The sequence below is a fragment of the Halorubrum sp. Ib24 genome (genome assembly GCF_002252745.1).
In the GTDB taxonomy this organism is placed as follows: Archaea; Halobacteriota; Halobacteria; order Halobacteriales; family Haloferacaceae; genus Halorubrum.
Genome location: NZ_NHOX01000025.1, coordinates 18,983 through 38,731, shown reverse-complemented (window position 1 = coordinate 38,731; position 19,749 = coordinate 18,983). Strand labels below are relative to the sequence as shown.

Here is a 19,749-nt window from a genome sequence, read left to right as displayed (position 1 = left end):
ACTTCCGACCCGGATGACCGACCCCGACGCCGAGACGGTCCTGATCGCCGGCACGGCGAGCCACGCCGGCAAGAGCACGCTGGCGGCCGGGCTCTGCCGGCACCTCGCGCGGAACGGGGTCTCGGTGGCGCCGTACAAGGCGCAGAACATGAGCAACAACGCCCGGGTCGCCTTGGCGCCGGACGGCGAGTGGGGCGAGATCGGCGTCTCCCAGCACGTGCAGGCCCGGGCCGCCCGGGTCCCGGCGACGACCGACATGAACCCCGTGCTGCTCAAGCCGCGCGGCGACGGCGAGAGCCAGCTGATCGTCGACGGCGAGGCGGTCGGCCACTACGCGGCCGGCGAGTACTACGAGTCGCACTGGGAGGCCGCCCGCGAGGCGGCGGTCGCGGCGCACCGCCGACTGGCGGCCGACCACGACGTGGTCGTCGCGGAGGGGGCGGGCAGCATCGCCGAGATCAACCTCCACGACCGGGACCTCGCGAACGTCGAGTGCGCCCGCTTCGCCGACGCCAGAATCGTGATCGCGGTCGACATCGAGCGCGGCGGCGCCTTCGCGAGCCTCTACGGCACCCTCGAACTCCTGCCGGACGACGTCCGCGAGCGCGTCGTCGGCGCGGTCATCACGAAGTTCCGCGGCGACCCCGCCCTCTTAGAGCCCGGCATCGCCGAGATCGAGGACCGGACGGGCGTCCCGATCGTCGGCGTGGTCCCGCACGACGACCCCGGCCTCCCCGCGGAGGACAGTCTCTCCCTCCCCGATCGGACCGAGGGTCGAGACGGCGGTGAGCCCGGCGTCCTCGGGGCCGACGACGGGGTCGCCGACGGCGACGCGGTCCGGATCGCCGTCCCGCGGCTCCCGCGGATCTCGAACTTCACCGACCTGGAGCCGCTGGCGCGCGAGCCGGGGGTTCGGGTGGCGTACGTCCCGCTCGACGCCTCCCGCGGCGGGACCGGCTCCCCCCTCGACGGCGCCGACGCGGTCGTCCTCCCCGGCTCGAAGAACACCGTCGACGACCTGCTCGCGCTCCGCGACGCCGGCTTCGACGACGCGCTCCGCGGGTTCGCGGGCCCGATCGTCGGCCTCTGCGGCGGCTACCAGGTTCTCGGCGAGCGGCTGACGAACGCCGGGGTCGAGGGGACCGGGGAGCGGACCGAGGTCGAGGGGGTCGGCGTCCTCCCGGTCGAGACGCGCTTCGAGACGGAGAAGCGCGTGGAGCGCGTGACGCGGTCGGTCGAGGGAGTCGGTCCGCTCGCGGGCGCCGCGGGGACCGCGACCGGCTACGAGATCCACATGGGCCGGTCGACGCCGACCGCGTCGGTCGCCTCCCCGCTGGGCCCGGAGAGCGCGGCGACCGACCGGGCGCTCGGAACGTACCTCCACGGGCTCTTCGAGAACGAGGGCGTCCGGGACGCGTTCGTCGAACGCGTCTTCGCCGCGGGGAGGTTCCGCCCGGCGGGCGGTCGGGCGGGGAGGACGACGCGGCCGCGCGACCGACGACCGCTCATCCTACGGACGCGCCCGACCTCGTCGCTGATAACGTCGACCTCGCGCGCTGGGGGTGGGCGAGCGCGAGTGACGCGACTCGTCGCGGAAACCGCGTCGTGTAATCCGATGACCGCGTCGGGGTCACTGTTCGAGCGCTCGCTCGACGTCGAAGCCGGCGCCGGTCGACGCGAAGTTCGCGGAGCTCGCGGCCACGAGCGCGAGAGCGGACGGCGGGACCGAACCGGAGTGGTAACGACGCCGAGAGAGCCACTGCTGTGTATCGACGGGCCACGACCGGCGAAAAACTAATTAGCGCGATATCGTGCTGGTCGGTATGCCGTCCCGTCGCAGATTCCTCGCCGGGGGACTCGCTGCTGCCGCGACGGGGATAGCCGGATGCATCGGTACGTCCGCGGACGAGACCTCAGCGCTCGACACCTTGGCCGTCGCGGGTTCGCCGGGCGGCTCGGTTCGGGTCGCCCCGGTCGACGACGTGGTATTGCTCGACTTCTGGGCGACGTGGTGTGCGCCCTGCGAGCCGCAGATGACCGAACTCCGTCGCATCGAGCGGGAGTATCCCGCGGTCCACATGCTCTCGATAACGAACGAGGCGGACGAGGCGGCCGTAGAGCGGTTCTGGCGCGACAACGAGGGGACCTGGCCGGTCGCGACGGATCCGAACCTGCACGTGTCCGAGCGATACGACGTGACACGGATCCCGACGTTGATCGCGCTCGATACCGAGAACGCGGAGGTCTGGCGCCACAGCGGGTTGGCAGCCGCTGACACCATCGCCGACGCCCTTGACGACCCCGGCGCATGAGTCAGTTGGCGCCGCTTCGTCTGGGGTTCGCGTTTTCGGCCGGTGTGGCGACGTTTTTCGCCCCGTGTGCCTACCCGCTGTTGCCCGGCTACATCGCGTTCTACCACGGCGACGCGGCGGGCGACGCACCGGCGGGGGTTCAGCTCCGACGGGCGGGGCTCGTGGCCGCCCTCACCAGCAGCGGCATGCTCGTCGTCTACGCCGCATTGGCCCTCCTCGTGGCCGTTGTCGGGACGGAACCGCTGTCGAACCTCGCCGCCCTAGAGCTGGTGGTGGGCGCCGGACTGGTCGCCCTCGGAGGCGCCGTCGCGACCGGCCGGTACGGCGTCTCCGCGGTGCATATCCGACTGCCGGCCCGTCGTCGGTCCAAGAGCGGCTTCCTGCTGTTCGGCGTCGTCTACGCGGCGGCGGCCGCGGGGTGTACCGCGCCCGTGTTCGTCGGCCTCGCCGGCGTCGCGTTCAGTGCCGGTCCCGTGGGCGCGATCACCGTCTTCGCCGCCTACGCGACCGGAATGGTCCTCCTGATGGTCGCCGTCACGGGAGCGACCGCGCTCGGCTACGACCGGCTCGTCACGCGGCTCGCCGACAGTGGCAACCGGTTCGAACGGCTCACCGGGGCGTTGCTGGCACTCGCCGGACTGGCCCAGCTCTACCTCTTCTTTTTCCGGTACGGCGGGCTGTCGCTGCTCGGTCTCGGCTGAGCGCGGCGGTGGTGCGGCGGCGGAACACGTCGGCGTATGAGTTTTGCGCACGCGGTTCCTGAGGCCGCCATGGACCGCCGTTCGCTCCTCTCGGCGCTCGGGCTGGGGATGAGTGGCTTCGCCGGGTGCGGCGGTGCCGTCGATAGCGAACAGTCCGAGACGCCGACCGACGATGGCCCCGACCGAAACGAGAGTGCGATGGCCGAATACGGCATTCCGTCTACGATCTGCGAGGAGGAGATCAGAGCCGATCCCGGTATCGCCGCCATCACCGACCCGGCCTTCGGTCCCGACTGGGACGAGATAACCCCGGCCCCCGAGTATCGCTTCGACGATGCGACGACGCTCAGCGCCGAACAGACGGTCATCGGGCTGGAGGGCCCCGACGGAACGCGGGCGTACCCGTTGGCGGTCCTCTACATTCACGAGATCGTCAACGACGCGTTCGGGCGGACCGATAGCGGTGAGCGTCGACCGGTGATCGTCACGTACTGTCCGATCTGCCGCAGCGGCCTCGTCGCCGACCGGCGACTCGACGGCGAGCCGACCACGTTCCTGGTTTCCGGCCTGCTCTGGCAGCCCGAGTCCATCCGGCAGGCCGCGAGCGAACGGGACAACCGGACGTTCGGTGCCGGACGGACGGGCGGGGAGACCGACCTAGCCCGAGGTGGCAACCTCGTGATGTACGACGAGGCGACGCTGAGCTACTGGAGCCAGATCCTCGGGGAGGCCATCTGCGGTCCCGAGGCGGGCGACCGGCTGCCGATCGTTCCGTCGACGGTGACCACTTGGGGCGAGTGGCGGAGCGAGCACCCGGGGACCGTCGTTCTCCTGCCGCCGCCGCACTCGGAGACCGTCGATAGCTGAGTCGCCGCGTCCGGGGCCACGTCGACGTCTGCCGGGGCGAACCGAGGCGGTCTCAGACCGCGAGAATCCGGGGCGGGATTGTTTATTATCGCCTTCCTCTCTCCGCGGTCCGGTCGTTGCCCTCGAAACGTATCAGTCCTGAAAAACGGACGCACAACGTTATATTCCACCGACGTGCGGGCGACGGTATGAGTAAGTCCGGCGAGTACGGGAGCGGAGACTTCGGACGGGGCGAACTGAGCGCCGGTGTGGACGCCGCGGCGCTGGTGGACGACATCGGGCTCGACGCCGAGGAGATCCGGTGGCGCAAGGAGTTCGTCGGCTTCGACGAGGACGACAAACGCCGGCTGAGCCGGTACGAGGAGGCGTTCGCGGAGAACGCCGATCGGATCGGGGAAGACTTCTACGAGAATCTCACCGGCCACGAGCAGACCGTTGACGTCATCGGCCGCTCGGATAAGGGGATCGACCAGCTCAAGCGGACGCAGTCGGCGTACCTCGTGACGCTCGCGGGCGGCGACTACGGTGAGGAGTACTTCGAGGACCGGGCGCGGATCGGGAAGATCCACGACGTGCTGGAGATGCCGATGAAACACTACCTCGGCCAGTACGGCGTGTACTACGACCTCATTCTCCCGCTCATCGGCGACCGGCTCGTCGACTCGCTCACGGACCGGCTGTCGGGCGGGGCGGACGGGGTGACGCCGAGCGCACCGGACGACGCTGACGGCGGGGCCGTCGACGCCGAGACCGAGGCGGCGATAGAAGCGGAAGTCGACGACGCGATCGAGGACCTCCTCTCCGTCCTCCGGATCGTCAACCTCGACATGCAGGTCGTCACGGACACGTACATCCACTCGTACAACGAGAGGCTCTCGAAGGAGATCGAGCGGAACGAGCGCCTGATGGCCGAGGTGGAAGACGAGGTCCGGGAGCCGCTGGGCGACCTCCGGGAGTCGGCGTCGGACGCCGCCGACAGCGCCGCCGCGGTCGACGACGCCTCCGAAGAGCAGTCGCAGCGGGTGGCGGAGATCTCCTCGGAGGTGTCGAACCTCTCGGCGACGGTCGAGGAGGTGGCATCGACCGCCGACGAGGTCGAACGGACGAGCGGCCGAGCGGAGTCGCTGGCGGACGACGGTCGCGCGGCGGCCGACGACGCCGCGGCGGCCATGGACGACATCGGCGCCGCCGTCGACGAGGTGGCCGACGACGTCGAATCGCTCCAAGACCGCGTCGAGGAGATCGACGAGTTCGTCGACGCGATCAACGGGATCGCCGACCAGACCAACCTGCTCGCGTTGAACGCCTCGATCGAGGCGGCCCGCGCGGGCGACGCCGGCGCCGGCTTCGGTGTCGTCGCCGACGAGATCAAGTCGCTCGCGGAGGAGTCGCAGCGACACGCGAGCGACATCGAATCGATGGTCGACGGGATCCGGACCGACACCGAGGACACCGTCGGGAGCCTCTCGGAGACGACCGAGCGGGTCGACGACGGGAGCGAGCGAGTCGGCGACGCGACGGAGAGCCTCGCCGCCATCGCCGAGGCGGTGACGGAGACGGCGGACGGCATCGACGAGGTCTCGGACGTGACCGACGAGCAGGCCGCCGCCGCCGAGGAAATCGCCGCCACGGTCGACGAGGTGGTCCGGCAGTCGAACCGCGTCTCCGACGAGATGCGGGAGCTGGCGGCCGAGAGCGAGCGTCAGGCCGAGACGGTCGAGGAGGTGGAACGCGCCGTGCGCCGGTTGGGTACGGGCGACGACGTCGGGGGAGTCGGGAGCGCCGACGACGACGGGGGCGACGGGGCGGTCGCGATGGGGACCGACGGCGGGCGGTCGGCCCCGGCGGGGCTCCCCGAGGGAATGCCCGACTTCGTGATCGAGCGGCTCTCCGACGAGGAACTGCGGGCGATCGCGGACGGCGAAGCAGACGTGGACGACCTGCTGTGAGCCGCTGACGCGACCCGATGTGAGCCGGGATCAAGGCGCGAAGTAGGCGTCCGGCCCCCGGACGCCCCGAAGCTCGCGGAGCGGTGAGGCGCCGCACCGCCCGCAGGCGTCCGGCTCTTCGGGGTCGTCGGGCAGCGCGAACACCGTCTCGCAGGCGTCGCAGGCGACGTAGCGGAGCGCGAGCGACGGAGTGTCGGCCATGACGGTGGTAGGGGGCCGGCCCACTTGAACCGACGCCCGAGTCCGCCCCTACCGACCGGACCCCGCGTCGGCGGACGCGTCGAGCCGTCGCTCGTACTTCGCCAGCGACTCGGCGAGCGCGTCGCCGGCGTCGACGTCGGCGGTCTCGGCGAGCGCCAGCAGCGCGAACAGCGCGTCGCCGAGCTCGTCGCTCGCGATCGCGGCGGCGTCCGGGTCGCTCCCGTAGTCGGTCGAGGTCGCGACCTCCTTCGCGACCTCGCCGACCTCGCTCTCCAAGTCGAGGACGCGGTACGCGAGGTCGGTCTCCAGCCCGTGCTCGGCGACGAACGCGGCGACGCGGTCCTGCTCGTCCATGAGCGTCGCCTCTGCGCGGCCGAAAAAGAAGCTCCCGATCCGAACGGCGGTCCCCGATCCGAACGGTGGCGAGGACGGCCGGTCACGGAACCCATAAGACGCGAGCGGCCCCACAGACCGTATGAAGATCGCGATACTCGGCGGTACCGGCGACATCGGCGAGGGGCTCGCGCTCCGGCTGGCGGCCGACACCCCTCACCGCGTCTCGATCGGCTCGCGGGAGGCGGAGAAGGCGGAGACCAAGGCCGAGGAGTACACCACCGAACTGGAGAGCCGCGGCCTCGACGCGGCGGTCGAGGGCGCCGAGAACGCGGCGGCCGCCGCCGCGGCCGCGATCGTCGTCCTCGCGGTGCCGCCGTACCACATCGGCGACACGGTCGAGGCCGTCGCGGACGAGTTGGCCGACGGCGACGTCCTCGTCTCGCCGGCGACGGGGATGAAACGCGACGACGAGGGGTTCCACTACCACAAGCCCGGCGCGGGCTCGGTGGCGCGGATCGCGGCGGACGCCGCGCCGGAGGGCGTCGCCGTCGTCGGCGCGTTCCACAACCTCGCGGCCGCCCGGCTCGCGAACCTCGACGCCGACCTCGGGATCGACACGCTCGTGATCGGCGACGACGAGGACGCGAAGCGAACGGTCGCGGACGTCGCGGAGGGAATCGAGGGGCTCCGCGCGCTCGACGCCGGCGGGATCGCCAACGCGCCCGAGATCGAGGGGCTCACCCCGTTGCTTATCAACGTCGCGAGCAACAACGACGGGCTCCACGACCTCGGCGTTCGATTCACGTAGTCGCCCGCGGCCGCCGTTCCGTTAGGCCTTTGCGCGGCCGGCCCGTCCGGGCAATAGATGGAGTACCTGGAGCGCCGGGTCGCGCTGGTCGAGGACCGGCTGGAGGCCGTCATCGACGAGGTCGAGCCCGACGAGCTGTCCGACGAGGTCGGCCACGTCGTCCTCGCCGGCGGCAAGCGGGTCCGCCCGGCGGTGACGATCCTCGCCTGCGAGGCGTTCGACGGGGACCCCGCGGACGCCGTCGACTTCGCGGCCGGAATCGAGTTCGTCCACAACGCGTCGCTCGTGATCGACGACATCATCGACCGCTCGGAGGTCCGACGCGGCACCCCCTCCGCGTGGGCGGAGTTCGGATACGGCCCGGCGATCGTCGCCAGCGACGGCCTGCTGGGCGAGGCGTTCGGGCTGTTCTCCGCGGAGCCGCGCGCGATGCGGACCGTCGCCGAGGCGATGGTCGAGCTCGGCGAGGGCGAGGCGACCGAGCTCGCCGACCGCCCGACGACGGAGGCGGAGTACATGGAGCTCGCCCGTCGGAAGACCGGCGCGCTGTTCCGGGGCGCCGCCGAGCTCGGCGCGGTCGCCGGCGGCGCCGACCCCCACGCGATCGACTCGTTCGGCGAGTACGCCGAGCGCGTCGGCATCGCGTTCCAGATGCGCGACGACGTGCTCGACGCGACCGCCGACGCCGACGAGCTCGGCAAGCCGACGGGACAGGACGCGGAGATGGACCGGCCCTCGGTGGTGCAGGTCACCTCGCTGTCCCCCGAGGAGATCGACGAGCGGGCCCGCGAGCAGTCGAAGCTCGCCCTGGCCGCGCTCGACGACGCCGACCCGCCCGAGACGGAGGCGATCGAGTACCTCCGCGACCTCGCGGAGTTCGTCGTCGTGCGGGAGCGGTAGACGGCGACCACGCGACGAGGCCGCACGCGTCACCGTCGGTTTATTTCCTCAGACGACGTATACGGGGCGATTATGTCTTCGACAGTAGTCTCGTCCGACCCGGAGCAGTCGCTCGTCGCGACCGTCACCACCGAAACCGTCGCCGGCCGCGAGATCGCGGAGGTTCTGGGTATCGCCCGCGGCAACACCGTGCGAGCGCGGAACGTGGGCCGAGACATCACGCAGGGGATCCGGAACCTCGCCGGCGGTGAGCTCAAGGCCTACTCGACGCTGCTCGCGGACGCCCGGGATCAAGCGATCGAGCGGATGGAGGCGGACGCGATCGAGATGGGCGCCGACGCCGTCGTGAACGTCCGGATGGAGACGTCGGAGGTGACGCAGGGCGCCTCGGAAGTGATCGCGTACGGGACGGCCGTCAGGCTCGCCTGAGCGGTCGTTCGTCGAACGAGCGACTGCGCTCCGAAGTCGGGTTTCGGTCTGAATCGAACTTCGTTCGACGTGGGCGGTCCCCGGCGAGCGTCCCTGTGTCGCGACGCGACCGCCGAGCCCCGCGGCCGGGTCGGGTCCGCTCAGTCGTCGTCGCCCGCGGTCCGGGCGTTCTCCTCGATCGGCTCGCTCTCCCAGTAGGAGTGGTCCTCGTCGGCGCGGAAGCACGTCGCCGAGCGCCGAGCGCCGACGTCGACTCGGTTCGGGTGTACGCCGCCGCGGCCGGGGGCGTCGAGTACCGCCTCGTCGTCGCGGAGGACGGCGACGCCGAGGTCGCCGTCTGCGTGCCGACGTACCTCGGCGCCGACGAGCTGGAGTCGCTCAGGGCGGGCGGCGACGCGGCCGGCGCGCTCACGGTCCGTCTCCGCCCCCTCGACGACCGGGACGTGGTCGAGATCGACGTGAGCGATCCGGCCGTCTTCTTCGACGCGACGGCCGACGCCTGAGCCGAGACTCTCTCGATGCGACGGCGGATCCGTGAGCCGAGACTTCCCGGCGACGGATCCGTGAGCCGACCCCATGTCATGCACACACATGTGTATCTCCTCCGGAGAACACTTCGACGTATTCATACTTGTGCGATCACGATCATCTGCATGAACCGAGCAGAGAAGGCGGCCCTCCAGCTGCAGGCGGTCGCCGTGTTGCGGATGTTGAAGGAGACGCGAACGTACGAGGAGCTCTCCGAGGTGACCGGGCTCCCCTCCGGCGACCTGAACCGGTACGTGAACGGCCACGTGTTGCCCGGCGCCGACCGAGCGAGCGAGGTCGTCGAGGCGGTGGGCCGCGACGCGCTCGCCGACGAGCTGATCGCCCGCGTCGAGTTCGACGACGAGGGGTACGTCGACAACTCCGGCGTCGTCTTCGACCAGTCGTTCCTCGACCTGGTCGCGCCCGTGGCCGCGGAGACGTTCGCGTTCGAGTCGCCGGACGTCGTCCTCACCGCCGCCACCGACGGGATCACCCTCGGCGCGGCGATGGCCTCCTTCTTCGACGCCCGCCTCGCGTACGCCAAGAAGTCGAAGGAGACCGCCGTCGAGGAGTTCATCGAGTCGCGCCAGCGGCTCGCCTCCGGCATCGAGCTCACATACTACCTCCCCGCGAGCGCGGTCGACGCCGGCGACACCGTGCTCGTCGTCGACGACCTGATCCGGTCGGGAGAGACCCAGGAGCTCCTCCTCGACATCGCCCTCCAGGCCGACGCCGACGTCACCGGCGTCTTCACCCTCATCGCCGTCGGCGACGAGGGGATGGAGCGCGCGCGAGCGATCACGGACGCGCCGGTCGGCGCGCTGACGACGTTCGAGTAACCCGCCGGCGGCCGTCGGGTGACGCGCCGGTCGGCGCGTTCGCGACCCGCGGGGAGTCGCTCGCGCGGGTCGGCAGTCGCGCTCAGAGAAGGGGAGTAAACACGTTCGCGCATTTTCTTTAGATTATTGACGCCTAAAGCGGCGTATTAATACACGTGTATGTGTATTCTCCGCGCTCGTTCAGCAAGGCTTATCATCCGATACGAAAGTAGACACATCCGTTCAATGGGGCTTACAGATACGCTGGCTGCGCGGTTCGACGTGGAGGCGCACGACTCCGACGTCCGTACGGAGCTGGTCGCGGGGCTCACCACCTTCCTCGCGATGTCGTACATCATCGTCGTGAACCCGTTCATCCTCGCCGAGGCGATCCAGATCCCCGGCTACGAGTTCTTCGAGGTGGTCCAGATGATCGCCATCGCGACGATCCTCTCGTCCGCGCTCGCGACGCTGGTGATGGCGCTGTACGCCAACCGTCCGTTCGGGCTCGCGCCGGGGCTGGGACTCAACGCCTTCTTCGCGTTCACCGTCGTGCTCGGCTTGGGGATCCCGTGGCAGACGGCCCTCGCCGCGGTGTTCGTCGAAGGGATCCTCTTCATGCTGCTCACCGCGGTCGGCGCGCGCGAGTACGTCATCCGGCTGTTCCCCGAGCCGGTGAAGCGCTCGGTCGGCGCCGGTATCGGCCTCTTCCTCCTGTTCATCGGCTTCCAGGAGCTCCAGATCGTCGTCCCCGACGACGCGACGCTCGTCACGCTCGGCGGCATCTTCGGCAACCCGTGGGCGATCTTGGGGATCCTCGGGCTCGTGTTCACCTTCGGCCTCTGGGCGCGCGGCGTCACGGGCTCGATCGTGATCGGCATCCTGACGACCTCCGTCGTCGGCTGGGGACTCACGCTCGCCGGGTTCTTCGACCGCGGCACGATCACGCCGGAGACGCTCCCGAGCGCACAGTACGACATCTCGCCGCTCGCGGGGGCGTTCGTCGACGGGCTCTCCGGGGTCGACCCGCTCACGTTCGGTCTCGTCGTGTTCACGTTCTTCTTCGTCGACTTCTTCGACACCGCCGGGACGCTCATCGGCGTCTCGCAGTTCGGCGACTTCCTCGACGAAGACGGCGACGTCCCCGACATGGACAAGCCGCTGATGGCCGACGCGGTGGGGACGACCGCCGGCGCGGTGCTCGGCACCTCCACGGTGACGACGTACATCGAGTCGTCGACCGGCGTCGAGGAGGGCGGTCGCACCGGACTGACGGCCCTCGTCGTCGCGCTGCTGTTCGTCGCCTCGCTCGCGGTGATCCCCGTCGTCGCGGCCATCCCGGAGTACGCCTCCTTCATCGCGCTCATCGTCGTCGGCGTGATGATGCTGCAGGGGCTCGTCGAGGTGGACTGGTCGGACCCGGCGTGGGCCGTCTCCGCGGGGCTCACGGTCACCGTGATGCCGTTCGCCTACTCGATCGCCGACGGGCTGGCCGCCGGTATCGTCGCCTACCCGCTTATCAAGGTCGCCGTCGGCGAGTACGACGAGGTCGCGCTCGGCCAGTACGTCATCGCGGCGCTGCTCGTCGTCTACTACGTCCTGCAGACGCGCGGCGTCGTCCTGTAGCCCGACCGCCGCCCGTGCGCGCGGCGCGCACCGCCCACCGTACTTCTTTACGCGTCTACGCCCTACCGATGGTGATGGCAAATCTGACGCTCTACGAACTGGAGGGATGTCCCTACTGCGCGAAGGTGAAGACGAAGCTCGCCGAGCTGGACGTGGAGTACGAGTCGGTGATGGTGCCGCGCTCGCACTCCGAGCGCACGGAGGTCGAGGAGCTGAGCGGGCAGACCGGCGTGCCCGTCCTCGTCGACGAGGCGAACGGGATCGAGGGCATGTCCGAGAGCGACGACATCGTCGAGTACCTCGAGGAGACGTACGGAAGCGCGAGCTGATCCGACGGAGCAGTTCCTGACCGTCAGCGGCGGCGATCGACGGTCGCGCCGGCGGTTCGCGGTCGCGATCGCGAGGCTATTTTTCCGACGGTCGCCACGTGCGGAGCGTGCGACTCGTCCACCGCAGCGCGGAGTCCGACGGCGACGCGGGGCCCGACGCCGACGCGGGGCCCGACGCCGACGACCGGAAGTCGACCGTCCTCGCCGACGACGTCGACGTCGCCCGGTCGACGCTCGAACAGGGCCGCGGACTGATGTTCAGGCGCGCCGTCCCCGACGGCTACCGGCTCGTCTTCCCCTTCGAGGAGGCCGACGCGCAGTGGCTCCACATGCTGTTCGTCCCGTTCGCGATCGACGCGCTGTGGCTCGTCGACGGCGAGGTGCGAAAGCGGAAGCGGCTCGCCCCGTTCGTCGGACTGGGCCGGGGGCGGGCCGACACGGTCGCCGAGCTCCCCGCGGGCGCCGCCGTCGACGTCGCCGTCGGCGACGAGGTCCGGCTCGTCGAGTGACCGGAGCGACGGCTCGGGCGCGTCCGACTCACTCCCCGTCGACCGTGCGGAGCTCCATCTCGATCCGCGTGCCGCCGGCCTTGCTCTCGCCGATGTCGAAGCCCCCGCCGCCGGCGCTGACGATCCAGTTCACGTACCAGAGTCCGAGCCCGCTGGCGTGCTCCAGCGGCGTCTCCTCGCCGGTGAGCACCGCGCGCTCGACGGGGGGGATCCCCGGACCGTCGTCGGCGACGACCAGCGACGTCCACGACTCGCTGGGGAGCTCGGCGGCAGTAACGGTCACCGAGGGGCGGTCCGCGTCGCCGTGTCGGATCGCGTTGTCGACGAGCTCCGCGATCGCCTCGGCGAGGTAGCCGACCGCCGACACCGTGATCCCCTCCGGGACGTCCACCTCGATGTCGGCGCGGTCGCGGAGCTCCGACGGAACCGTCACCAGCGCCTCCTCGACCTCGTCCGCGAGGTCCGTCGGCCGGGGCGTGGGCCGGTCGGCGAGCAGCCGCTCGACCCGCCGCGAGGTCTCGCCGACGCGCAGCAGCCGCTCCGCGGTGTCGACGACGCGCTCGAGCTCCGCGGCGAGCGTCGGGTCCTCGACCTCGCCGATCGCCCGCTGCGTGAACCCCGTGACGACGTTGAGGTCGTTCCGGAAGTTGTGGCGGAGCACCCGAGTCAACACGGCGAGCCGCTCCTCTCGGAGGGACGCCTCGGTGACGTCCTCGCCGACCCCGACCGCGCCGACGACCTCGTCGCCGTCGGTGACCGGGCCGAGCGAGAGCCGGTACGGGACGCGCTCGCCCGAACGGGTGACGAGCGTCGCCTCGCACTCGGCGTTCTCGGCCTCGCGGTAGACGGACTGGAGCGCAGCGGCGACGGCGTCGTGGCTCTCGTCGTCGAACAGCGACGTCAACGCGGTCCCGGAGAGCCGCTCGTCCTCGTAGCCGGCGTCCGCGGCGAGCCGGTCGTTCCACCGCGAGAGGGTGCCGCGCTCGGTGCACTGGAACAGGGCGACCGGAACCGTCGCGGCGACCGCGTCGGTGACGCGGAGCTGCGACCGGAGGCGTTCCTCGGCGGTGACCCGGTCGGTGACGTCGGTCAGACCGACGATCAACCACTCGCGGTCGGCGACCGTGGCGGCGCGGACGGCCAGTTCGAGGCGCCGCATCGGCGCGCTCGCGACGGTCCACTCGAAGCGGGTGACGCCGTCGCCGTCGGGCGGGGCGCGGACGGCCGCGCCGATCGGGTCGCCGGCGACGGTCGCCGCCGCTTCGCCGAGGTCGTCGAGCCCCATCAGCGTCAGCGTGCCGCGGTCGCGGTCGAGCAGATCGGCCGCCGGCGGGTTCGCCGCGCGGATCGCGAGGCTCCCCGGATCGCACGCGAGCGCCGGCGTCGGGATCGCGTCGACGAACGAGCGGAGGACGCGCGGGAGCGCCTCGCCGCCGGGCGCGCTCAGCGACCCCTCATCGGCGGCGCGGTCTCTCTCGCCGGCCGAGAGGCCGCCGTCCGCGTCCCCGTCAGCGTCGCTGTCGCGACCCATACGTAGCGCGACTGACGCGTCCCGCGCTTATGTGTCTGTGGGTCGGAAAGTCGGAGACGCCGGGAGCGTCAGTCCGCCTTCGCCTGCCAGTCCCGAACGGTGTCGGCGCCGACGCCGTCGACGTCGGCGGCGAGATCGTCCGGGTCGGCGGATTTGAGATCGTCGACGCCGTCGACGCCGACGTTCTGCAGCTTCTCGGCCGTCTTCTCGCCGATCCCCTCGACCGTCTGGAGCTCCGAGCCCTCCTGGCGGGCGGTGAACTCGCGGTAGTTACAGATCGGACAGCCGAGCTCCCACGGCTCGTCGCCGGAGTGGACCCGGAGGTGCGGGAGGTCGTGTTCCTCGCAGCGCTCGTCGGTGACCTCGATCTCGCCGCGGCGGGGGAGCGGCAGCGAGTAGTCGCAGTCGGGGTAGCGCGTGCAGCCGACGAGCCGGGAGCCGGAGCGGAGGCGTTTGATGGCCAACTCTCCCCCGTGCGTCTCACCGCACTCCGGACACGCACCGATCACCTCGTCCTCTTGATCGTCGGCCTCGTCGGCCTTACACTGCGGGCACCCGTGGACGAACGTCTTCCGGCCCGCGAGCATCTTCACGTGCCGGAGGTCGTGCGCCTCGCAGGTCTCGTCGAGGATGAGCGGCTTCCCGGTGGAGGGGAGCGGGAGGGTGTGCTCGCAGTCGGGGTAGCCGTCACAGCCCACGAAGTACGAGCCCTGTCGGGACTTCCGGACGAGGAGGTCCGCGCCGCACTCGGGACAGGGGCCGAGCGTCTTGTCCGCCTTCAGCGACTTCTGCAGGTGGTCGCCGACCGCGTCGCGGGACTCGGTGAGGTCGTCGAACACGCGGTCGAGCAGCTCGCGGGACGCCTCGGTCACCTCGTCGTACCCCTTCTCGCCGGCCGCGATCGCCTGCATGTCCCGCTCCAGTTGGGCGGTCATCTCCTCGCTGACGATGTGCTCCGCGAACTCCTCGGGCGCCTCGACGACCGCCTCCGCGAGCCGGGTCGGCCGCGGCGGGTCGCTCTCGATGTAGTTGCGGTCGTACAGCTTCTCGAGGGTGCGGTGGCGGGTCGCCTTCGTGCCGACGCCGCGCTTCTCCATCTCCTCGATGAGCCGCGACTGGCCGTACCGGCGGGGCGGCTGGGTCTCCTTCGCGTCCGTGCGGCGGCCGTCGAGCGCGAGCCTCTCGCCGACCTCGACGTCGGGGACGATTCGCTCGTCGCTGGAGCGGTACGGGTAGACCTCGTGGTACCCCGCTTCCAGCAGGCGCTTCCCGTTCGCCTTGAGCCGGAGCCCGCCGTCGGCGACGAGGTCGGCGGGACCGTCGGCGTCCGCCGGGTTCCGGAGGGCGGCCCGTCCGTCAGCGCCCTCGGCGACCGCGGTCGCCTCGCCGTTCGCGAGCGCGACGACGCGGAGCCGCTCCCACGTCGCGGGCTCGGCGCAGGTCGCGAGGAAGCGGCGGACGATAAGCTCGTACACCTCCCACTCGTCCTCCGAGAGGTCCGACGCCGACGGGAGCTCGCCGGTCGGGTGGATCGGCGGGTGGTCGGTCGTCTCCTCGTCTCCCTCGGTGGGCTCGATCTCCTCCTGGTCGAGGAGGGACTTCGCGTCTTTCCCGAACGTCGAGGCGGCCGAGAGCTCCTCGATCAGCTCGCGGGGCTCCAGGTCCTCGGGGTACACCGTGTTGTCCGTCCGCGGGTAGGTGACGTAGCCGGCGGTGTACAGGTCCTCCGCGAGCGACATGGCGCGCTGGGCGGAGTGGCCGAGCGAGCCCGCCGCCCGGATGAACGCCGTGGTGTTGAACGGGGTTGGCGGCTCGTCGGTCCGAGTCCGGCGGCGCACGTCGTCGACGACGGCCTCGTCGGCCGCCGCCAGGGCCTCGGTGAGCACCTCCGCGACGTCGCCGTCCCAGACGCGCTGGGCCTCGTTGCCCTCGTCGTTCAGGTAGAAGTAGCGCGCCTCGAACGGGTCGCCGCCGGACTTCGTCAGCTTCCCGTACAGCTCCCAGTACGACTCGGGATCGAACGCCTGGATCTCGCGCTCGCGGTCGACGATGAGCTTGAGGGTCGGCCCCTGCACCCGGCCGACCGAGATGAAGTCGTCGCCGAGCTGGCGGGCGGACAGCGAGAGGAAGCGGGTGAGCGCCGCGCCCCACGTGAGGTCGATCACCTGGCGGGCCTCGCCGGCGGCGGCGAGGTCGAAGTCGAGCTCGTCGGGGTTCGCGAACGCCTCGGTGACCTCGTTGTCGGTGATCGAGGAGAATCGGACCCGATCGATAGGGGCGTCCTCGTTGACCTCGCGCACCAGCTCGTACGCCTCCTTTCCTATCAGCTCGCCCTCTCGGTCGTAGTCGGTCGCGATGACGACACGAGAGGCGTTCCGCGCCAGCGTACGGAGCGCGGCGACGATCCCCTCTTGGGTCGGCTCCTTGGTGACCGGCGCGTCGATGAGCTCGACCGGCTCGACGTCGCGCCAGTCGTTGTACTCGGCCGGGAAGTCGACCCCGACGACGTGGCCCGAGAGGCCGATACAGCGCTTGCCGCCCCACTTGTACACGTTGACGTCGTTCTTCCGCTCCGTCGTCGCGGACTCGCCGCTCAGGATGTCGGCGATGCGGCGCGCCGCGTTGTCCTTCTCCGTAATTATCAGCTCGGGGCCGCGACTCATTGCACCGGGATACGCCGCTCTCCCGTCTAAAGGTTTCGTGATACAACCTAAGATCGCCCGCACGCGCGACTGTGCGCGCGACGACCGGGCGTTCTACTCCTCGTCGTTCTCGTCCGGCTCGGTCGGCACGCCGGCGAGGTTCCCGTCCCCGTCGAACAGCTTGGCGCGGAGGAAGCGCGTCCGGTAGCGGTTCGCGCCCTCCTTCGTATCGGCCTCCCGGATCTCGTCGATCCGGCCGTCGGCGACAGCGTCGATGATCTCCTCCACCTGCTCCTTCTCGCTCGGCGTCAGCTCGAACTCGTAGGTCCGGGGCTGCTCGCTCTCCAGCCGCGTCCACTTACGCGCGGCCGAGACGACGACCGAGCAGGGCTCGCGGCAGGGGAAGGCACCGTCGCCGCCGTCGACGTCGAGGTCGGTCTCGTCGTCGTACTCCCACTCCCGGCGCTTCAGGCACTGCGAGTCGTCGCAGCACGCCTCCGCGACCCAGTTGACGTGCTCGTACCCCTCGCCGCGGTCCCACGTCTTCACGACGCCGTAGATGCCGGACTGCCGCGCCATCGTCTCGCGCCAGTGGTTCACGTCGAGCTCGCCCTCGCGCTCGCGGTGCCAGTTGGCGACCGTCGCGGGGTAGATCGTCTCGACCGCCTCGTAGGCGTCGCGCGGACCGAGCTCGGGGAAGACCCACCCGCCCGCGAGCGACGGCGCGGTCTTGAGGGGACGGTAGCGCCCCTGCTCGTCGTACCTGACGAGGTCGCGGGCGTCGAGCGGGTCCTCGTGGGCGTCGAGCTCGTCGACCGAGACGCCGGCGTCGTCGGCGTGGCGCACGTCGTACCGGCGCTCGCCGCGGTCGGTGAGAGTGGCCGTAATCCGCAGCTCCCCCCACGCGCGCTCGACCCCCTCCGCGAGCGCGGCGTACCGGGTCGCCACCGTCGCGCCGTCGGCGTCCTCCAGCCAGCGCAGGAACGCCCGACGGGGGCCGAACTCGCCGACGACGCGCTCGAAGGCGTACCAGTCCGTGACCGCGGGGGCGCGCTCGGCGAGCGCCTCGTGGAGTTCGCCCTCCGTCAGCCCGGTGCGGCGGTCGCCGTCGGCGAGGACGTACCGGTCCTCGTCGATGTCGCCGCGCAGGTCGGGCGCGACGCTGAACCCCTCGAACCGGAGCGGGTCGCCCGGGGTGTGGTCGCTGAGCGCGTCGAGCACCGCGTCGAAGGCGTCGCTCGGGAGGTCGATGTCGGGAGGCTCGGGGGCGGCCCCGGAGTCCGCCGACTCCTCGGCGGGTTCGGACATCGTCAGTCCCCCGTGGCGACGCGGGTGGTCTCGCGCACGTCGTCGAGCGCGGCACCGAGGTCGGCGCCCGCGTCGGCCGCGCGCTCCAAGACGACGTCGGCCATCAGGGGCTCGGTGCCGACGGCGCCGGCGTACCAGATCCGGGTGCCGTCCACCTCGGTCGGCACGTCGTACCCCTCCGTGTAGTCCTCGCAGAGCCCGACGTCCTCCGGGATGTCCTCCTGGGTGTGGTAGCCGTCGGCGATGAACAGCGGGACGAGGACGACGTCGTCGCTCTCGAAGAACTCGGGGAGGTCGTCGACCTCGGGGTCCTCGTCCATGTACAGCGCGCGCACCTCGTCGAAGCGGTCGCGCTCGGCGATCCGGTCGGCGTGGTACTCGATCGCCTTCGCCGAGTTCTCGTTGCGCTCGGTGCCGTGGCCGACGACGGCGAGCCCGAAGTCGTCGCCCACGTCGGGATCGCCGGTGACCGACTCCGCGCGCCGGACGATCACGTCGGTCATCGCGCGGTGCGTCCCCACCGGGCCGCAGTAGTGGACCTCCCGGTCGATGTCCTCGGCGACGAGCGTGGCCTGATCGGCCGAGAGGCCGTCCGAGTCCCACTCGGCGACGTCCCAGCCGTCGAGCCGGAGCTCGCGCGGGATCACCTGCTCGGTGAAGTACCCCTCCGAGACGAACAGCGGGACGACGTAGATCTCGTCGCCTTCGACGGTGCGGAGCACCTCCCGGAAGTGCGGTTCCTCCTTCCAGAAGCCGGTCTTCACCTCGTCGAACGCGCCGGTGGCGCGGATGGTGTCCGCGTGGTCGTACGTCGGCGCGCTCGACTCCGGATTGAGGTGCGAGCCGTGTGCGACGATGACGAGCGACTGCATACACACGCTGAGGGCGCGCCGCTCTTAGGGACTTCGGCACGTGCGGCGCAACGGGAACGCGACGGCGCCGCGTGCAGCCGAGGGGCGCTCCCCGAGCCCGACCGAAATCGCCATGCCGGCCCGCGCCGCACTCCCGACCATGTCGCTGGCAGCCGACACCCGCGAAGCGGCCCGGGCCCGCCCGTTCGTCCTCGACGCGCTCCGCGCCGGCGTGTTGAACCACAGCGCCGCCGCCGCGTGGCTCGCCGACGAGGCCGACCTCGGCGGCGACGGCGACGCCGACACCGACGCGATCGCGACCGCGCTCCGCCGATTCCGGGAGGACCTCCCGGCGTACGCGACCGCCGAGCGCTCGGCGAGCGTGTCGATGCGGAGCGGGGTCGGAGTGGTCGAGGGGGAGCGAGACACCGACGCCGGCACCGATCCCCTCCTCAGTGTCGGCGGTGCGGCGGTCGTCCCCGAGGGGCGCGACACGGCCATCCTCGCGACCGGGGACGTCGACGCCCGAGCGCTCGCGACCGCCATCCGCCGCCTCGACGCCGTCGACGTCGACGTCGCGGCCGCGGGGGTCGCCGGGGGCGCGCTCGCCGTCGTCGTGGGACGGCGCGACGGCGCGACCGCGGTCCGGGTGGTCGAGGCGGCGCTCTCGGCGGTGCCGAACGAGTGAGGTGCCTGCGGCCGCGATGTCGACCGTGAACCACGTCCCGGACGAGGCGCTCGCGGCCCTCGACGCGTTCGGCGAGGGACACCTCCGCGGCGACCCCGCGCCGGTCAGCGAGCGGCTCCGCTCGGACCTCCGGCTCCGGATCACGACGCTCGACGACGGGCGGACGGCGCGCTGCCGGTTCGAGACCGAGCACACGCGGACGCCGCCGACGCTCCGGGACCGGGGGTCGTTCCTCGCGACGTACGCGGACGGCGTCGACGACCGGCTCCGCGCCTGGGGGATCGAGCCCCCCGACGCGTACGAGTACGTCGGGACGGTCGACGGCTGGCACCGGTACGCCGGGCGGCTCCGACTGCCGTAGGGGGACCGCCGACCGCCGTGCGACGGCGTTCGCGCGACCCGCACGCTTTTCTAAC

General features: G+C 71.2%; 21 protein-coding genes. 15 read left to right on the top strand and 6 right to left on the bottom strand.

Annotation, left to right across the window (positions count from 1 at the left end; all coding sequences use genetic code 11):
• Positions 1 to 13 precede the first annotated feature (13 nt).
• The 5 genes from DJ82_RS06300 (at position 14) to DJ82_RS06280 (ending at position 5,829) form a co-directional block, all read left to right on the top strand.
• Entirely contained in the window at positions 14 to 1,798 is a 1,785-nt protein-coding gene (locus DJ82_RS06300) for a cobyric acid synthase (protein ID WP_241881441.1), read from the top strand.
• Positions 1,799 to 1,823: 25 nt separating this feature from the next.
• Positions 1,824 to 2,312, top strand: coding sequence for a TlpA disulfide reductase family protein (locus DJ82_RS06295; protein ID WP_094581325.1), 489 nt, complete (start codon positions 1,824 to 1,826; stop codon positions 2,310 to 2,312).
• Positions 2,309 to 3,013: a cytochrome c biogenesis CcdA family protein gene (locus tag DJ82_RS06290; RefSeq protein WP_094581324.1), complete on the top strand. Its 705-nt coding sequence runs from the start codon at positions 2,309 to 2,311 to the stop codon at positions 3,011 to 3,013. The genes DJ82_RS06295 and DJ82_RS06290 overlap by 4 nt, the downstream gene beginning before the upstream one ends.
• A 69-nt stretch (positions 3,014 to 3,082) precedes the next feature.
• Positions 3,083 to 3,880, top strand: a complete 798-nt coding sequence (locus tag DJ82_RS06285; protein ID WP_094581323.1) for a DUF3179 domain-containing (seleno)protein — start codon at positions 3,083 to 3,085, stop codon at positions 3,878 to 3,880.
• 188 nt (positions 3,881 to 4,068) lie between these two features.
• Positions 4,069 to 5,829 carry a globin-coupled sensor protein gene (locus tag DJ82_RS06280; protein ID WP_241881440.1) on the top strand — a complete coding sequence of 587 codons (1,761 nt, stop codon included), beginning with the start codon at positions 4,069 to 4,071 and terminating at the stop codon, positions 5,827 to 5,829.
• A 30-nt stretch (positions 5,830 to 5,859) separates the two neighbouring features.
• On the opposite strand, the gene DJ82_RS14770 is transcribed toward DJ82_RS06280, so the two are convergent.
• Entirely contained in the window at positions 5,860 to 6,030 is a 171-nt protein-coding gene (locus tag DJ82_RS14770) for a hypothetical protein (protein WP_158217282.1), read from the bottom strand.
• 48 nt (positions 6,031 to 6,078) lie between these two features.
• Positions 6,079 to 6,384: a MazG nucleotide pyrophosphohydrolase domain-containing protein gene (locus DJ82_RS06275; protein WP_094524293.1), complete on the bottom strand. Its 306-nt coding sequence runs from the start codon at positions 6,382 to 6,384 to the stop codon at positions 6,079 to 6,081.
• 121 nt (positions 6,385 to 6,505) lie between these two features.
• Between DJ82_RS06275 and npdG the strand changes: the two genes are divergently transcribed.
• From npdG to DJ82_RS06235, 8 genes are all read left to right on the top strand, one after another.
• A complete protein-coding gene (npdG, locus tag DJ82_RS06270) occupies positions 6,506 to 7,174 on the top strand; it encodes an NADPH-dependent F420 reductase (RefSeq protein ID WP_094581322.1) in 669 nt (222 codons plus the stop codon).
• 57 nt (positions 7,175 to 7,231) lie between these two features.
• Entirely contained in the window at positions 7,232 to 8,074 is an 843-nt protein-coding gene (locus DJ82_RS06265) for a polyprenyl synthetase family protein (protein ID WP_094581321.1), read from the top strand.
• A 72-nt stretch (positions 8,075 to 8,146) separates the two neighbouring features.
• Entirely contained in the window at positions 8,147 to 8,503 is a 357-nt protein-coding gene (locus DJ82_RS06260) for a YbjQ family protein (protein ID WP_094524290.1), read from the top strand.
• Positions 8,504 to 8,703: 200 nt separating this feature from the next.
• Positions 8,704 to 9,006, top strand: coding sequence for a hypothetical protein (locus DJ82_RS14765; protein WP_094581320.1), 303 nt, complete (start codon positions 8,704 to 8,706; stop codon positions 9,004 to 9,006).
• A gap of 150 nt (positions 9,007 to 9,156) precedes the next feature.
• Positions 9,157 to 9,870: a phosphoribosyltransferase family protein gene (locus tag DJ82_RS06250; protein ID WP_094524283.1), complete on the top strand. Its 714-nt coding sequence runs from the start codon at positions 9,157 to 9,159 to the stop codon at positions 9,868 to 9,870.
• A 225-nt stretch (positions 9,871 to 10,095) separates the two neighbouring features.
• On the top strand, positions 10,096 to 11,475 hold the full coding sequence (locus tag DJ82_RS06245) for an NCS2 family permease (RefSeq protein ID WP_094581319.1): 1,380 nt from the start codon (positions 10,096 to 10,098) through the stop codon (positions 11,473 to 11,475).
• A 74-nt stretch (positions 11,476 to 11,549) separates the two neighbouring features.
• A complete protein-coding gene (locus DJ82_RS06240) occupies positions 11,550 to 11,804 on the top strand; it encodes a glutathione S-transferase N-terminal domain-containing protein (RefSeq protein WP_094524281.1) in 255 nt (84 codons plus the stop codon).
• 98 nt (positions 11,805 to 11,902) lie between these two features.
• The gene (locus tag DJ82_RS06235) at positions 11,903 to 12,313 is read left to right on the top strand and encodes a DUF192 domain-containing protein (RefSeq protein ID WP_394338189.1); all 411 of its coding nucleotides are present in this window, start codon (positions 11,903 to 11,905) and stop codon (positions 12,311 to 12,313) included.
• 28 nt (positions 12,314 to 12,341) lie between these two features.
• Here DJ82_RS06235 and DJ82_RS06230 read toward each other — a convergent pair whose 3' ends face one another.
• The 4 genes from DJ82_RS06230 to DJ82_RS06215 all read right to left on the bottom strand — a co-directional run bounded on the left by DJ82_RS06230 (position 12,342) and on the right by DJ82_RS06215 (position 18,666).
• Positions 12,342 to 13,844, bottom strand: a complete 1,503-nt coding sequence (locus DJ82_RS06230) for an ATP-binding protein (RefSeq protein WP_094581317.1) — start codon at positions 13,842 to 13,844, stop codon at positions 12,342 to 12,344.
• 68 nt (positions 13,845 to 13,912) lie between these two features.
• Entirely contained in the window at positions 13,913 to 16,507 is a 2,595-nt protein-coding gene (locus DJ82_RS06225; protein ID WP_094581316.1) for a DNA topoisomerase, read from the bottom strand.
• A gap of 93 nt (positions 16,508 to 16,600) precedes the next feature.
• Positions 16,601 to 17,794 (bottom strand): DR2241 family protein, encoded by a 1,194-nt coding sequence (locus tag DJ82_RS06220; protein WP_094581315.1) that lies wholly within the window; start codon positions 17,792 to 17,794, stop codon positions 16,601 to 16,603.
• Positions 17,795 to 17,796: 2 nt separating this feature from the next.
• Positions 17,797 to 18,666, bottom strand: a complete 870-nt coding sequence (locus tag DJ82_RS06215; protein WP_094524276.1) for a CbiX/SirB N-terminal domain-containing protein — start codon at positions 18,664 to 18,666, stop codon at positions 17,797 to 17,799.
• Positions 18,667 to 18,805: 139 nt separating this feature from the next.
• Between DJ82_RS06215 and DJ82_RS06210 the strand changes: the two genes are divergently transcribed.
• Together DJ82_RS06210 and DJ82_RS06205 are read left to right on the top strand one after the other, a co-directional pair.
• Positions 18,806 to 19,333: a hypothetical protein gene (locus DJ82_RS06210; RefSeq protein ID WP_094581314.1), complete on the top strand. Its 528-nt coding sequence runs from the start codon at positions 18,806 to 18,808 to the stop codon at positions 19,331 to 19,333.
• 16 nt (positions 19,334 to 19,349) lie between these two features.
• Positions 19,350 to 19,694, top strand: a complete 345-nt coding sequence (locus DJ82_RS06205) for a hypothetical protein (RefSeq protein ID WP_241881439.1) — start codon at positions 19,350 to 19,352, stop codon at positions 19,692 to 19,694.
• Positions 19,695 to 19,749: the final 55 nt, after the last annotated feature.

What these genes read in the sequence shown, in the direction of transcription:
- DJ82_RS06300 (WP_241881441.1), top strand. Translation starts at nt 14, where the DNA reads ATGACCGACCCCGACGCCGAGACGGTCCTGATCGCCGGCACGGCGAGC.
- DJ82_RS06295 (WP_094581325.1), top strand. Translation starts at nt 1,824, where the DNA reads ATGCCGTCCCGTCGCAGATTCCTCGCCGGGGGACTCGCTGCTGCCGCG.
- DJ82_RS06290 (WP_094581324.1), top strand. Translation starts at nt 2,309, where the DNA reads ATGAGTCAGTTGGCGCCGCTTCGTCTGGGGTTCGCGTTTTCGGCCGGT.
- DJ82_RS06285 (WP_094581323.1), top strand. Translation starts at nt 3,083, where the DNA reads ATGGACCGCCGTTCGCTCCTCTCGGCGCTCGGGCTGGGGATGAGTGGC.
- DJ82_RS06280 (WP_241881440.1), top strand. Translation starts at nt 4,069, where the DNA reads ATGAGTAAGTCCGGCGAGTACGGGAGCGGAGACTTCGGACGGGGCGAA.
- DJ82_RS14770 (WP_158217282.1), bottom strand. Translation starts at nt 6,030, where the DNA reads ATGGCCGACACTCCGTCGCTCGCGCTCCGCTACGTCGCCTGCGACGCC.
- DJ82_RS06275 (WP_094524293.1), bottom strand. Translation starts at nt 6,384, where the DNA reads ATGGACGAGCAGGACCGCGTCGCCGCGTTCGTCGCCGAGCACGGGCTG.
- npdG (WP_094581322.1), top strand. Translation starts at nt 6,506, where the DNA reads ATGAAGATCGCGATACTCGGCGGTACCGGCGACATCGGCGAGGGGCTC.
- DJ82_RS06265 (WP_094581321.1), top strand. Translation starts at nt 7,232, where the DNA reads ATGGAGTACCTGGAGCGCCGGGTCGCGCTGGTCGAGGACCGGCTGGAG.
- DJ82_RS06260 (WP_094524290.1), top strand. Translation starts at nt 8,147, where the DNA reads ATGTCTTCGACAGTAGTCTCGTCCGACCCGGAGCAGTCGCTCGTCGCG.
- DJ82_RS06250 (WP_094524283.1), top strand. Translation starts at nt 9,157, where the DNA reads ATGAACCGAGCAGAGAAGGCGGCCCTCCAGCTGCAGGCGGTCGCCGTG.
- DJ82_RS06245 (WP_094581319.1), top strand. Translation starts at nt 10,096, where the DNA reads ATGGGGCTTACAGATACGCTGGCTGCGCGGTTCGACGTGGAGGCGCAC.
- DJ82_RS06240 (WP_094524281.1), top strand. Translation starts at nt 11,550, where the DNA reads ATGGCAAATCTGACGCTCTACGAACTGGAGGGATGTCCCTACTGCGCG.
- DJ82_RS06230 (WP_094581317.1), bottom strand. Translation starts at nt 13,844, where the DNA reads ATGGGTCGCGACAGCGACGCTGACGGGGACGCGGACGGCGGCCTCTCG.
- DJ82_RS06225 (WP_094581316.1), bottom strand. Translation starts at nt 16,507, where the DNA reads ATGAGTCGCGGCCCCGAGCTGATAATTACGGAGAAGGACAACGCGGCG.
- DJ82_RS06220 (WP_094581315.1), bottom strand. Translation starts at nt 17,794, where the DNA reads ATGTCCGAACCCGCCGAGGAGTCGGCGGACTCCGGGGCCGCCCCCGAG.
- DJ82_RS06215 (WP_094524276.1), bottom strand. Translation starts at nt 18,666, where the DNA reads ATGCAGTCGCTCGTCATCGTCGCACACGGCTCGCACCTCAATCCGGAG.
- DJ82_RS06210 (WP_094581314.1), top strand. Translation starts at nt 18,806, where the DNA reads ATGTCGCTGGCAGCCGACACCCGCGAAGCGGCCCGGGCCCGCCCGTTC.
- DJ82_RS06205 (WP_241881439.1), top strand. Translation starts at nt 19,350, where the DNA reads ATGTCGACCGTGAACCACGTCCCGGACGAGGCGCTCGCGGCCCTCGAC.